At 72.4% G+C, this 12,568-nt stretch carries 11 protein-coding genes; 5 read left to right on the forward strand and 6 right to left on the reverse strand.

Translation table 11 applies throughout. The annotated features are described in order from the left end of the window. Positions 1 to 49: 49 nt before the first annotated feature. On the forward strand, positions 50 to 808 hold the full coding sequence (locus tag AB0O93_RS03500; RefSeq protein ID WP_363340540.1) for a gamma-glutamyl-gamma-aminobutyrate hydrolase family protein: 759 nt from the start codon (positions 50 to 52) through the stop codon (positions 806 to 808). An 81-nt stretch (positions 809 to 889) separates the two neighbouring features. Continuing rightward, positions 890 to 2,482, forward strand: coding sequence for a molybdopterin-dependent oxidoreductase (locus tag AB0O93_RS03505; protein ID WP_363340543.1), 1,593 nt, complete (start codon positions 890 to 892; stop codon positions 2,480 to 2,482). 91 nt (positions 2,483 to 2,573) lie between these two features. Here the strand turns inward: AB0O93_RS03505 and AB0O93_RS03510 are convergent, their stop codons facing one another. Then, entirely contained in the window at positions 2,574 to 3,038 is a 465-nt protein-coding gene (locus AB0O93_RS03510) for a VOC family protein (protein ID WP_363340545.1), read from the reverse strand. Positions 3,039 to 3,080: 42 nt separating this feature from the next. Next, positions 3,081 to 4,490 carry a PLP-dependent aminotransferase family protein gene (locus AB0O93_RS03515; RefSeq protein ID WP_363340547.1) on the reverse strand — a complete coding sequence of 470 codons (1,410 nt, stop codon included), beginning with the start codon at positions 4,488 to 4,490 and terminating at the stop codon, positions 3,081 to 3,083. Between AB0O93_RS03515 and AB0O93_RS03520 the strand changes: the two genes are divergently transcribed. Continuing rightward, entirely contained in the window at positions 4,489 to 5,409 is a 921-nt protein-coding gene (locus AB0O93_RS03520) for a DMT family transporter (RefSeq protein ID WP_363340549.1), read from the forward strand. The genes AB0O93_RS03515 and AB0O93_RS03520 overlap by 2 nt on opposite strands. A 76-nt stretch (positions 5,410 to 5,485) precedes the next feature. On the opposite strand, the gene AB0O93_RS03525 is transcribed toward AB0O93_RS03520, so the two are convergent. The 4 genes from AB0O93_RS03525 to AB0O93_RS03540 form a co-directional block, all read right to left on the reverse strand. Further along, positions 5,486 to 5,839 (reverse strand): Lsr2 family protein, encoded by a 354-nt coding sequence (locus AB0O93_RS03525; protein WP_053547971.1) that lies wholly within the window; start codon positions 5,837 to 5,839, stop codon positions 5,486 to 5,488. A 39-nt stretch (positions 5,840 to 5,878) separates the two neighbouring features. Continuing rightward, complete coding sequence (locus AB0O93_RS03530; RefSeq protein WP_363340551.1) at positions 5,879 to 6,721, reverse strand: LuxR C-terminal-related transcriptional regulator; 843 nt, start codon at positions 6,719 to 6,721, stop codon at positions 5,879 to 5,881. Between the two features lie 110 nt (positions 6,722 to 6,831). Next, on the reverse strand, positions 6,832 to 7,773 hold the full coding sequence (gene glsA, locus AB0O93_RS03535; protein WP_363340553.1) for a glutaminase A: 942 nt from the start codon (positions 7,771 to 7,773) through the stop codon (positions 6,832 to 6,834). 76 nt (positions 7,774 to 7,849) lie between these two features. Next, positions 7,850 to 8,428, reverse strand: coding sequence for an MGMT family protein (locus AB0O93_RS03540; protein WP_363340555.1), 579 nt, complete (start codon positions 8,426 to 8,428; stop codon positions 7,850 to 7,852). A gap of 173 nt (positions 8,429 to 8,601) precedes the next feature. On the opposite strand from AB0O93_RS03540, the gene AB0O93_RS03545 reads away from it, so the two are divergent. Continuing rightward, positions 8,602 to 12,366, forward strand: coding sequence for an AAA family ATPase (locus tag AB0O93_RS03545; protein WP_363340557.1), 3,765 nt, complete (start codon positions 8,602 to 8,604; stop codon positions 12,364 to 12,366). Further along, entirely contained in the window at positions 12,353 to 12,565 is a 213-nt protein-coding gene (locus AB0O93_RS03550) for a hypothetical protein (protein ID WP_053547976.1), read from the forward strand. Before AB0O93_RS03545 ends, AB0O93_RS03550 begins: the two co-directional genes overlap by 14 nt. Positions 12,566 to 12,568 lie beyond the last annotated feature (3 nt).

Below are 12,568 nucleotides of genomic sequence, written 5' to 3' on the forward strand. Positions count from 1 at the left end.
GCTCCGATTCGCGGGATGGGCTTGCTTCGCCCACGCCTATGCTGTGCTCGTGAGCGACCCCGTCCCCATCCTCGTCTCGTACTCCAGCAAAACCCCGCGGCACGATGCCGCGTTCGCCGAAGAGCTCCGCACCCTCGCCGAAGGTGCAGCGATCGCGATCGCCGAGGCGGGTCTCGAGGCGCGATGGGTCAACGCGGCCGCGCCCCACGCGGATGCGCGCGACCTCGCCGCCACCGCACGCGGCGTGATCGTGCTGGGCGGCGCCGACGTCGACCCGGCCCTGTACGGCGCCACCGCGAACGGCACGTGGATGGACTCCGCGGATGCCGCGGCCGACACGTTCGAGGCCGACCTGATGCGCGCCGCGATCGAGCGGGACCTTCCGCTGTTCACCATCTGCCGCGGCACACAGCTCCTGAACGTCGTGTGCGGCGGCACCCTCATCCAGGATCTCGGCGCGGGCATCCACCGCGAGCCGAACCAGGACATGGTGACCCACCCGGTCGACATCCACGTCGGCACCCGCCTCGCGGCCGTGCTCGGATCCGGCATCCGCGACGTGCGTTCAGGGCACCATCAGGCCGTCGACGCCCTCGGCGTCGGACTCATCGTCAGCGCGACCGCCCCCGACGGCGTCGTCGAGGCGATCGAGAGCGCGGACGACCGGTGGATCCTCGGAGTGCAATGGCACCCCGAGGACGCCGGAAGCGATCCCGTACAGCTGCGACTGCTGCTCGCCGACTTCGCCGCCGCGGCGCGCATCGTCCTCCCGGTCGACGACGATCCGATCACCGCCCCGGCAGCGTAGCGCCCGCACACGAAGCGAATCCCATCCGGGGACCCTCGCGCTCCGAAGAACTCCCGAAGCCACAAGCCGAAGGAGACCCGCATGGGCGCACGCAGAACCGGACCCCGCTTCCTCCTCTGGGCGGCGCTGGCCGGGCTCGTCTCGGGCGCGGTGTTCCTCGCCGCCGCCGAGCTGGTGGCGCTCATCGCCGCGCGCGCGGCGAGCCCGATCCTCGCCGTCGGATCCTTCGTCATCGACATCGTTCCGCAGCCGGTGAAGGAGTTCGCGATCGCGGCGTTCGGGTCCGCCGACAAGATCGTCCTTCTCGGCAGTCTGGGCCTCGCCGTGGCGATCGCCTCGGCCATCGCCGGCATCCTGCAGTACGTCCGTCCGCACCTCGGCGTCGCCGCCCTCGTCCTGGCCGGCCTGCTCTCGGGTGCCGCGATCGTCACGCGCGCGTTGGCGGAGCCGCTATCGTTCCTTCCGCCGCTCGCGGGCACCATCGCCGGCTCCGTCATTTTGATCGTGCTGATCCGCCGCCTCCGCGCGTGGCGGGACGAGGTCTCACCCGCACCGGATGCCGGAGCCTCGGCATCCGTGGGAAAGCCCACCGAGAAGCGGGGCCTCGACCGCCGAGCCTTCTTCCTCACCAGCGCGATCGCCGGCGCCTCCGCCGTCATCGCGGGCGTCGCCGCCCGTGCGGTGAGCGCCGCGACCTCCTCCGTCGACGCGATCCGCGGCGCCCTGCGGATTCCGGAACCGCAGTCGCGCGTGACGATCCCCGAGGGCGCCGAGCTCGACGTGGAAGGCATCTCGCCGCTGTACACGCCGAACGACCAGTTCTACCGCGTCGACACCGCGCTCACCGTCCCGACGATCGACCCCGCGACGTGGCGCCTCGTCGTCGACGGCATGGTCGACCAGCGCATCGAGCTGAGCTTCGACGACCTCATCGGTCGCGGCCTCGACGAGTACTCCATCACCCTCACCTGCGTGTCGAACGAGGTCGGCGGCAACCTCGTCGGCAGCGCACGATGGCTCGGCGTGCCGGTGCGCGACATCCTCGCGCTCGCGGGCGTCCAGTCCGGCGCCGACATGGTGCTCTCCCGCAGCGTCGACGGCTACACCGCCAGCACCCCGCTCGCCTCGCTCACCGACGAGGGCACCGACGCGATCCTCGCCGTGGCCATGAACGGCGAGCCGCTGCCGCTCGAGCACGGGTTCCCCGTCCGCATGGTCGTTCCGGGCCTCTACGGCTACGTCTCGGCGACGAAGTGGCTCACCGAGCTGAAGGTCACCACCTTCGCGCAGGACGAGGCCTATTGGACCCCGCGCGGATACGACGCCGAAGCGCCGATCAAATTCTCCTCCCGCGTCGACACCCCGAAGGCCGGCGCCCCCGTGCCCGCCGGCACCGTCGCCATCGGCGGCGTCGCCTGGGCGCAGACCGTCGGTATCGAGCGCGTCGAGGTGCAGATCGACGACGGCGACTGGCAGGAGGCGACCCTGTCCACCGCCGTCAACGTCGACACCTGGGTGCAGTGGTTCCTCGAGTGGGAGGCCGAGCCCGGCACCCACTACGTCACCGTCCGCGCCGTCAACCGCGACGGCGAGGTGCAGGAGCAGGAGCGCGCCCCGATCGCCCCGAACGGGTCGTCCGGTTGGCAGCGCACCCTCGTCACCGTCACGGGCTGATCGCCCCGCCCCTCAAGCCGGAAGGCGGGCTCCCCGGAATTGGTCCTCCTGGAGCCCGCCTTCTCTCGTCGGGAGGGTCGTGCATCCCGGGCTACCGGGCGCGACGGTCGTCCGTCTCGAAGCCCGGCCGCGCGCGGCGCTCCTCGAGTGACTCGGTCTCCTGGAAGAACGTCACCTGCCACCCCGCGGGGCCCTGCACGCGGGCGTTCACCGTCCGGAACGGCGTGTCCGTGGCATCGGCGATGACCTCGATACCCGCCTCTCGGCTCGCGCGCACCGCAGCCGGGGTGTCGGCCACTTCGAGCGCCAGCCGCAGACTCGGACCCTCGGATGCCGGGACGTTCTCGATGACGTCGATGTTCCGCGCGTGGGTGGGCGTGGCGATCTCGATCGTCGCGTCGCCGACCTCGAGGATCGCGACCCGATCGTCGCCCTCCGTCGCGAACGCGGGACGCTCGGTCAGGCCGAGGACGTCGCGGTAGAACGCCACCGTCCGATCGAAGTCGTCGGTCTCGATGATGAGGCGGAGCTGCGTCGGCGGAGTCGCGAGTGTCATGGGGGCGTCAACCGCGATCGGGCCCACCCTGTTCCAGAACATTCAGCCCTGCTCCGCCAGGGCGTCGGCGACTAGGCGCATCGCCTCGTCGAAGCGCTCCGGCGACGGACCGGCGTAGTTCAGGCGGACGTACGGGCCGGGCGTCTCCGCGGGAAACCACTCGCGCCCGTCGGCGATCAGCACATCGCGCGCGGCGGCCGCAGGGACGAGGGTCGCGACATCTGTGCCGTCCGGCAGGCGCACCCACAGGTTCAACCCACCGGCGGGCACCAGCGCCACGGTGCACTCCGGCAGATGCGCACGGATGCCGCCGAGCAGCGCATCGCGTCGGTCACGCAGCGCCGACCGCTGCGCGCGCAGGTGACGGCGCCACGCCGGCTGCGTCACGACGTCCAGCGCCGCCGCCTGCAGGACGCCGCTGACGTACATCGCATCGGCGGTGCGATCGGCGGCGATCCGCTCGCGCGCCGGCCCGCGGGCGACCACGGCGGCGACGCGCAGGGCGGGGGAGACGCTCTTGGTGAGAGAGCGGATGTAGATGACGTGCCCGTCCTGATCGAGACGGGCGAGCGGGGAGGGATCGGTGTCGATCGCGAGATCGTGCGCCCAATCGTCCTCGATCAGGAACGCGCCGCGCCGGCGGACGACCTCCAGCACCGCCCGGGCCCGCTCGTCGCTCCACTGCGCGCCGTGCGGATTGGCGAACGTCGGCTGGGCGTAGAACGCCCGCGCCCCGGAGGCTGCCAGCGCCCGGTCGACATCGTCCGGATCCGGACCCTCCGGTCCCGACGCCACGGGGACGAGCGTGACGCCGGCCTGAGCGGCGGCGACCATCGCGCCCCAGTACGTCGGCGACTCCACGACCAGCGGACGCCCCTCGCCGACCGCGGCGCGGAAGACCGAGGCGAGCCCGCTCTGGCTTCCCGGCACGATCACCACGTCCCGCGCCGACACCGGCGACACCTCGGGCGCAGCGACGGCGGCGAGCTCGGCGGCGAACCACTCCCGGAGCTCCGCGAGGCCGTCCGCGGGAGCACGCCGGACCGCGGCATCCGATCGCGCCGCGCGCGCGAGCGCCGCCCGCACGAGTCCGCCCGGTAGCAGCTCCGCGGCGGGATATCCCGAGTGCAGCGCGATCGCATCGGGCGCGCCGGGGCGCTGCGTCACGGACAGGTCCGGATGCCGCCCCTGCGGTGCACCGAGCGCCGCCGTCTGCCAGCCGAAGTCCGCGGGCGGGCGCAGGCGGGTGCCGCGCACGAACGTCCCGATCCCGGGCTTGGCGTCGATGAGGCCCTGCGCGGTCAGGCGGTGCAGCGCCTTCTGCACCGTCACCGGACTCGCTCCGTGCTCGGCGCTGATCCTACGGCTCGACGGCAGCTGCGTTCCCGCCGGCGCCGACGCGATCCAGGTGCGCAACGCGGTGACGATCCGGTCGGTGCTATTGTGTGCCATGTCAGAGAACAATAGCGCTACTCTCCCCGCGCCGACAGTGTTATCGCCCCTCGCGGGTGTGTGGTGGGGCCTCGTCGGGGTCGTCGCCTTCTCGTTCACCGTCCCGTTCACCCGCGTCGCCGTCGAGGCGCTCCACCCCGTCTTCATCGGCGCCGGCCGCGCCGTCGTCGCCGCGATCCTCGCCGCGATCCTCCTCGCCGCGACCCGCGCGCGTCTGCCGCGAGGCACCCAGTGGGCGCGGCTCGCCGTCGTCGCGGGCGGGGTCGTCCTCGGGTTTCCGCTCCTCACCTCGTTCGCGATGACCTCGGTGCCCGCGAGCCACGGCGCCGTCGTCATCGGCATCCTCCCCGCGGCGACCGCGGTCGCGGTGGTCCTCCGCACGCGCGAGCGGCCGCCGATGTCGTTCTGGATCTTCGCCGTCCTCGGTGCGGTGGCGGCGGTGGTCTTCGCCGCGCTCTCCTCGGGGGGATTCGGGCACCTGACCTGGGCCGACCTCCTCCTCTTCGGCGCGGTGATCGCCGCCGCCATCGGATATGCGGAGGGCGGGCTCCTCGCCCGTGAACTCGGTGCCTGGCAGACCGTCTCCTGGGCGCTCGTGGTCGCGGCGCCGGTGACGGTGACCGTCAGCGCGGTCTCGGTCGCGACGGCGCCGCCCGCGGCATCCGCCGTCCCTTGGCTCGCCTTCGCCTACCTCGCCGTCGTGAGCATGTACCTCGGCTTCTTCGCCTGGTACCGGGGGCTCGCGATCGGACCGATGGCGCAGGTCAGCCAGATCCAACTCGTGCAGCCCGTTCTGACCCTTCTGTGGGCGACGCTGCTGCTCGGAGAATCTCTCGGATGGGCGACGATTCTCGGCGCCGTCGCGGTCATCGCCTTCGCGGCCCTGTCGGTGCGTACGCGCTTTCGCGCAGCGTTATAGACAGGTCGTCCAATATTCCGGCGGCAAAGAAAAGCGGATTCCCTCGAGGACGAGGGAATCCGCTTCTCGGCGAGGGTCAGTGGGCGGCTTCGTACGCCTCCAGAACGGATGCCGGAACCCGGCCGCGTTCGGAAACCTGGTGGCCGTTCTGCTTGGCCCATTCTCGCACGGCGCTGTAATCCTGCTGACCGCCGCGGCGGCGCTTGCGCGAGGCGGAAGCGCCGGTCGCGGAAGAACGCGATGCGGAGATCGACCGTGCCACGGACACATACGGGTCGAGGGCGGCGCGGAATGCCGCGGCATTCTCGTCGGTCAGATCGATTTCGTACGCGATGCCGTCGAGGGAGAAGAGAACGGTCTCTCCGGAGCCGACTTCGAGGACGGTGCCGTCGAGGTCATCGACGAGCTGATGCACAATTCTGCGGGTCATGCAGGAGACAATACGCGCTTTTCGATTCGTGCAGGACTTTCAGGGGAGAATTCCCGCACGACGCGCCTTTGTGACGGCCGCATGACGCGTCGAGGCGTCGAGTTTTCCCATCGCTGTCTGCAAATAGGATTTCACCGTTCCTTCGCGCACACCGAGTGTCGCCGCGATCTCGGCATTCGTGGATCCGAGCGCGGCGCACGCGAGCACGTCGAGTTCCCGCGGCGACAGGTGGATGTCCAGCGGCTCCGCCGGGTCGGATCCGCCGCCGGTGAGCCCCGCGAGCCGCTCCTCAATCGCCGACAGGCGCGCGCGGAGGCCCGCATCGTCGACGCTCGCCACGATGCTCCGCAGCTCCGCGTAGCTGGCGCGCAGCTCCTCCCGCTGCGCGGCATCCGTCGTCGCTTCGGACGGCGCGGTGACGGCGATCGGTCCCGTCGCGGGTCGGAGGGCCGCCACGCGGCGCTCGACTTCGTCGCGGATCCGGAGTTCCGTGGCGACCTCCTGCGCCACGCGGAACGCCGGCGCGGCCACGACGTCGCCGACGCTCGACTCCGCCCACGCGCCGCCGTACAGCACTCCGCGCACCGCTCCGCCGACGACGATCGGCACGGCGAGCAGCGTGGAGAGACCCTCGCCGAGCACATGCCCGTCGTAGTCGTGCGTGATCTGACGCGACGAGCGGTAGTCCGGCGTCATGCGCGGACGCAGCTCGGTGATCGCCCGCCCGCCGAGGCCGCGCTCGGGCCGGACCACGAGGCCCTCCAGACTGCGCGTGCGGTTGCCGATCACCGTGCTCACGCGGACGCTGCCGTCCTGCACGTAGCCGCCGAAGACGACCGGGAAACGCGTGTGCGCGGCGAGGTCCTTCAGTGCACGCGTCATCAGCTGCCCGTCCGGAGCGCTCCGCGTCACCTGGCCGTCTGAGGATGTCCACTGCATCGTGGTCACGAATCACTCGCTCTCGCCGCCGAATCGTATCGACGACGGTAACACTACGCCGCGAAGACGTGGAGCCCCAGATCACGGCTGAGAATCTCGCTCGCGAGATGCCCGCGTACGCTCGTGCCCTGCTCGTCGAGGGGCGGGCTGACGACGGCCGCCCCGAGCCGCCCCGGCGCCGAGAGGACGATCGCCCCCGACACGCTCGACTTCGCCGGGACGCCGACCGCCCGCATCCAGCGTCCCGACCCGTCGTACACGCCGCACGTCGCCATCACCGCGACCACGTCGCGGGCGACGGATGCCGGCACCACCCGCTCGCCGGTGACGGGGTTCACGCCCCCGAGGGCGAGCGTCGCGCCCATGACCGCGAGCGTCCGGGCATCGACGAGGACCGCGCAGGCACGCACGTACGCCTCGACGGCGTCGTCGGCGCTCACCGACAGGGTCTCCTCGGCGCGCATCAGGTGCGCGAGGGCGTGATTGCGATCGCCGAGCAGGTGCTCGTTGCGAGCCACGGACTCGTCGACGGCGAGGGTCCGCCCTGCGAAAGCGGAGAGGCCACGGTGGGCGCGCGCGACGCGAGCCGCGACGTCGTCCCCGTCCACGAGCGAGGCCGTGAGGAGCGCACCGGCGTTGACCATCGGGTTCGGCGGACGCCCCGTGCCGGATTCGAGCTTGATGGCGTCGAACGCCTCGCCGGTCGGCTCGATCCCGATCCGGTCGAGGGCGTCGCCGTCGGTGTCGACGAGCGCGAGGGCGAAGAGGAACGGCTTCACCGCCGACTGGATGCTGAAGGGAACGTCGCTTCCGGTGCTCCCGCGCACCTCGCCGTCCGGAAGGGCGAGGGCGATGCCGCACAGATCCGGGTCGGCGTCGGCGAGCTCCGGGATGCTGTCGTCGACCTCTCCCTCGGTGTGCGGGAGCACCCGGTCCCGGACCGCGTCGAGGTCGTACGCGCGAGGATCGGACGAGTGGTCGGGGGAGGGCGGCATCCTCCTACCCTGCCAGTGCACCCACCCTCCCAGGGCGGGGGCGGGGTGGCCTACACACCCCGCGCCCGCCGCGGTGTCACGGTCGGGTCCGCGACACCTCGAGGTCGAGCAGCGCCCGCTTGACCTCGGGTCTTACCCCGTACTCGCCGATGGAACCGTCGGCGCGCACCACCCGGTGCACCGGCACGAGGATCGAGAACGGCGTCCGCGCGCACGCCGTCCCCACCGCCCGCGCCGCCCCGGGACTCCCGGCGAGCACCGCCACCTCCCCGTAGCTCGCCGTCTCGCCGTAGGGGATCGTGCAGACCGCCTCGAGCGCCGCGCGGGTGAAGCCGTGCACGCCCGTCCAATCCCACGGCAGGTCGAGCGGATGCCGCGCGCCGGCGCCGCCGTCGTGATCCGCGCCGTCGAAGTACTCCTCCACCGCGTCCGCCGCCCGCTCGGCGATCGCCGACGGCGACCGCTCGGGGTGCGGAGCGGATCCGGTCACCGGCGTCGGGATCATCCCGGTGCGCAGAGCCACCCGCTCGAGGGCGATCGAGAGGGGGGCCTCGATCGGATGCAGCTCCACGATCCCGGTCGCCGCGGCGACGATCAGCACATCGCCGACGGGGGAGGGCTGAAGGAGGAAGCGAGGAGGCTCGTTCGAGGTCATGGCCCGATCCTGCCGCGTCCGACGCCCGCGCTGCGGTCCCGGGCGGAAACGGGGGACAACCCCCGGCGGCGGGGCGCGGCATCCGTCTGGGGAGGAGGGGCGCGTCGGGTCAATACCGCGAAACCGGGCGTGGATGCAACCTCTCCGGCGCGTCGCCGCTTAGGGTGTCACACGTGTGGCGAGCAGAAGGCAACGCCGTGGTCGGCGACAGGGAGAGCATTTCCGGACCCTCGGTGACCCCCGGTGATCTCGGGCTCGCCGAACCCGGTGTGACGGTGGTGCACGTGGCGGAGCCCGAACGCGAGCGCATCCGCCGCCAGTCCGCGCGACTCGGCGGCCGCTCGACGCTGCTGCACTACTCCGATGCGACGGATGCCGCGATCGAGATCACCAAGGCGCACCCCGGGAGTCTCCCGCAGTTCATCACGGGCCGCTCCACCCTGCTCTCGAACCTCTTCCGCGACGAGGTCGCGGTGCGGAACGCCCGTCTCGCCGCCCAGCGCATCACCACGAAGAACGTCGAACTGCGGACCGCGCGCGGCATCGACGCCGTGCACCTCGCCGTGGGCCTGGCCTCCTGGCGCCTCGGCGGCCTCACCTGCACGGCCCCGGTCCTGCTCCGGCCCCTCGCGATCCGCCGCCATCACGGCGACTTCGAGCTCAAGCTCCACGGCGCCTTCCAGGTGAACCCCGAGCTCCTCCGGGCCCTCCGCACCCACTTCGGCATCGAGGTCGACGGCCGCGCCCTGTCGGCGCTCGCCTACGACCAGGGCATCTTCAAGCCGCAGCCGGTCATCGACCACCTGCGCGCCCTCGCCCACCGGTTCGACTCGTTCGCCGTCACGCCGCGTCTGATCGTGTCGACCTTCGCCGACGTCGGCGGCGCTATGTCGCGCGACGGCGGCGACCTCGACCACCCCGTGCTCAACGCCCTCGCCGGCCACCCCGACGACCGCGCCCGTCTCGTCGCGCGCCGCGAGGGGGTCGTCGCCACGAGCCCCGACGAGCGCTCGCCCGCCGCCGACACCCTCCTCCTCGACGCCGACTCCGAGCAGGAGCGGGTCCTCGCCCGCATCCAGGCGGGCCAGTCGATGGTGGTGCACACGCTCCCCGGCACCGGCGGCACGCAGACGATCATCAACGCCCTCGGCGGACTCGTCCGCGACGGCAAGCGCGTCCTCGTCGTCAGCGCCCGCCGCTCCACGCTCGACGGCATCCGTCATCGCCTCGCCGGCATCGCCCTCCCGGGTCTGGCGATCTCGCCCCGTCACCTGCAGCGCGATCTCATCCGCGCGATCGGGCGGAACGAGAAGGCCGAGCAGCCCAAGGTCGCCGAGGTCGACGAAGCGCTCGTGCGCCTGCGCCGCGTACTCCGCGACTACCGCGGCGCGGTCACGACCACGCACGTCGACCTCCGCGTCTCCGTGCTCGAGGTGCTCCGCGAACTCGCGCGCCTCGCCTCGCTCGACCCCGCGCCGTCGACGACCGCGCGTCTCGGCGTCGCCGCCCTCCAGCGCCTCGCCGTCGGCCGCGACGAAGCCGCGCGCGACCTCGCCGCGGCGGCGCGTCTCGGCGAATTCCGCTTCGGCCCGTCCGACTCGCCGTGGTACGGCGTGAGCTTCGCCTCGCCCGAGGCAGCGGCCGCCGCCCACGCCCTCGCGGGGAAGCTCCACCGCCAGGATGTCCCCGCCCTCCTCGAGCGCGGCTACTCCCTCATCTCGCAGACCGGCATGCGGCCGTTCCAGACCATCGCCGACCTCGGCGAGTACCTGACGCTCATGCGCGGCATCCGCGATTCGCTCGACCGCTTCAGTCTCACCGTCTTCGAGCGCCCTCTCGGCGAGCTGATCGAGGCGCACAGCAGCCGACGCGACTCCACCATGAGCTCGGCCAACCGGCGCCGCCTCAAGCGCCTGTCGAAGGAGTACGTCCGACCGGGCGTCCACGTCCCCGACATGCACGAGGCCCTCGTCCGCGTGCAGCAGCAGCGGACCGAATGGCAGCGCCACGTCGACAGCGGCGTCGCCCCGCAGGTGCCGCTCGGACTCGGTGACGTCCATGTCGCGTGGCAGCGCGTCGACGCGGAGCTCTCCGAGCTGGATGCCGTGCTCGGCCGCTCCGGGGCCGACCGCCTCGCCGCACTCCCGGTGAAGACGCTCGTGCGCACCCTCGCCCAGCTCGCGGCGGAGTCCGACGTCTTCGACAACCTGCGCGAGCGCGCCGAGCTCCGCGGGAAGCTCGCCTCCTTCGGTCTCGAGCCCCTTCTCGCCGACCTGTCCGTGCGGCATGTCCCCGAGGGCGAGGTCGCCGCCGAGCTCGAGTACGCGTGGTGGCAGTCGGCCCTCGAACACCTGCTGCGGGTCGACCGCGGGCTCCTCGGCGCCAACACCGCCGTCGTCGACCGGCTCGAGCGCGACTTCCGTCTCGTCGACGAAGCCCACGCCGCGGCATCCGGACCCCTGCTCGCCGCGCACCTGGCCACGCAGTGGCGCATCGGCATCGTCGACCGCGCGGGGGAGGCCCAGCAGCTGCGTCGTGCGCTCAAGGACGGCGGCGCCACCGCCGCGCAGCTCGACGCCGTCGCCCCGCACCTCATGGCGCAGCTCGCGCCGGTGTGGCTGGCGACCCCGTACGACGTCCCCGAGATCCCCGAGTCCACCGCGTTCGACGTCGTGATCATCGCCGACGCGGGTGCGTTGTGCCTGGCCGAGGCGACGCCGGCCCTCCGCCGCGGGGGCCAGGTCGTCGCGTTCGGCGACCCCGTGACGCAGAAGCCCACGCCGTTCGAGGTCGTCTCGCGCGTCTCGCCCGAGCGCGAGGACGACGACGAGGTCGAGCAGGTTTCCTTCGACGGGGTCAGCATCTTCGAGCGGCTCGCCGAGCTCCTCCCCATCGAGACCCTGACCCGCAGCTACCGCGCGGGCGGCGAAGACCTCGCCGAGCTCGTCAACGACGCCTTCTACGGCGGCGAGATCGTGTCCCTCCCGTGGGCGGGGTCGTACCTCGGTCGCGGCAGCCTCAGCGTCGACTACGTCGAGGGCGGGACCGGTGCGCCCGACCCGATCTCGGGGGCGGTGGAGAGCCCGGATGCCGAGGTGCGACGCGTCGTGACCCTCGTCGTCGAGCACGCCGTGAACCGCGGCTCGGAGTCGCTCATGGTCGTCACCGCCAGCGCCAAGCACGCCGAGCGCGTGCGCGCCGCGGTCGAGGCGGCCTTCGCGGGCCGCGCCGACGTCGCCGACTTCCTCTCGCGCGACACCTCCGAGCCCTTCGCGGTGCTCACCCTCGAGGAATCCGTCGCCGAGAGCCGCGACCGCGTCGTCTTCTCGCTCGGGTTCGGCCTCACCCGGCACGGGCGCGTCCTCAGCGACTTCGGCGACCTGTCGACGCCGGACGGCGAGCGACTGCTCACGGTCGGCATGACCCGCGCGCGCCGCTCGATGGTGATCGTGTCGTCGATCCGCCCGTCGGCGTTCGACGAGGGACGTCTCGAGCACGGAGCGGCGACCATCATGTCGATCCTCGGGAGCGTCGCCGACCGCGCCCGCCAGGCACGGCTCGAAGACCTCGCCGACCCCCTCACGCTCCGCCTCGCGCGAGAGCTCCGGCGCCTGGGCCTCTCGGTCGACGTGCACTACCGCGGACTCCTGCCGCTCGTCGCCCAGTACGGCGGCAAGGCCGTCGTCGTCGAGAGCGACCCCGAGACGATCGGCGAGTCCCTGCGCGAGTCGCTGCGCCTCCGGCCCCAGATCCTCCGGCGCCTCGGCTGGCATTACGTGCGCGTGCACTCCTTCGACGTCTACAGCGACGCCCCCGCGGTCGCCCAGCGGATCGCCGCCCTCCTCGGGGTGCCGCCGGAGACCCCGCGCGTCGACAACGACACCGAGCCGTTCGAACCGGAGCCGTTCGATCGCGACCCGTTCCATGGCGGACGCTGAGCGTCAGCGCGTCGAGCGGCTCCCGGGTTCCCGACCCGGGTCCCGCCGCGCGCGTTTGACGCCTGCGCCCGACACCACCGCCGAGCCCGTGCCGGGCGACGAGACGACGGATGCCGCCTCCCTCAGGGAAGCGGCATCCGTGGGTGAATCCGGTCCGAACGACGAGCGCCTGCGGCGCGACGTCCCGCCGCACTACTGACGC

It is taken from the genome of Microbacterium sp. NPDC077184 (assembly GCF_040687055.1).
GTDB lineage: Bacteria > Actinomycetota > Actinomycetes > Actinomycetales > Microbacteriaceae > Microbacterium.

Coding starts and splice junctions, on each gene's coding strand:
- AB0O93_RS03505 (WP_363340543.1), top strand. CDS start 890: ATGGGCGCACGCAGAACCGGACCCCGCTTCCTCCTCTGGGCGGCGCTG.
- AB0O93_RS03510 (WP_363340545.1), bottom strand. CDS start 3,038: ATGACACTCGCGACTCCGCCGACGCAGCTCCGCCTCATCATCGAGACC.
- AB0O93_RS03520 (WP_363340549.1), top strand. CDS start 4,489: ATGTCAGAGAACAATAGCGCTACTCTCCCCGCGCCGACAGTGTTATCG.
- AB0O93_RS03515 (WP_363340547.1), bottom strand. CDS start 4,490: ATGGCACACAATAGCACCGACCGGATCGTCACCGCGTTGCGCACCTGG.
- AB0O93_RS03525 (WP_053547971.1), bottom strand. CDS start 5,839: ATGACCCGCAGAATTGTGCATCAGCTCGTCGATGACCTCGACGGCACC.
- AB0O93_RS03530 (WP_363340551.1), bottom strand. CDS start 6,721: ATGACGCGTGCACTGAAGGACCTCGCCGCGCACACGCGTTTCCCGGTC.
- glsA (WP_363340553.1), bottom strand. CDS start 7,773: ATGCCGCCCTCCCCCGACCACTCGTCCGATCCTCGCGCGTACGACCTC.
- AB0O93_RS03540 (WP_363340555.1), bottom strand. CDS start 8,428: ATGACCTCGAACGAGCCTCCTCGCTTCCTCCTTCAGCCCTCCCCCGTC.
- AB0O93_RS03550 (WP_053547976.1), top strand. CDS start 12,353: ATGGCGGACGCTGAGCGTCAGCGCGTCGAGCGGCTCCCGGGTTCCCGA.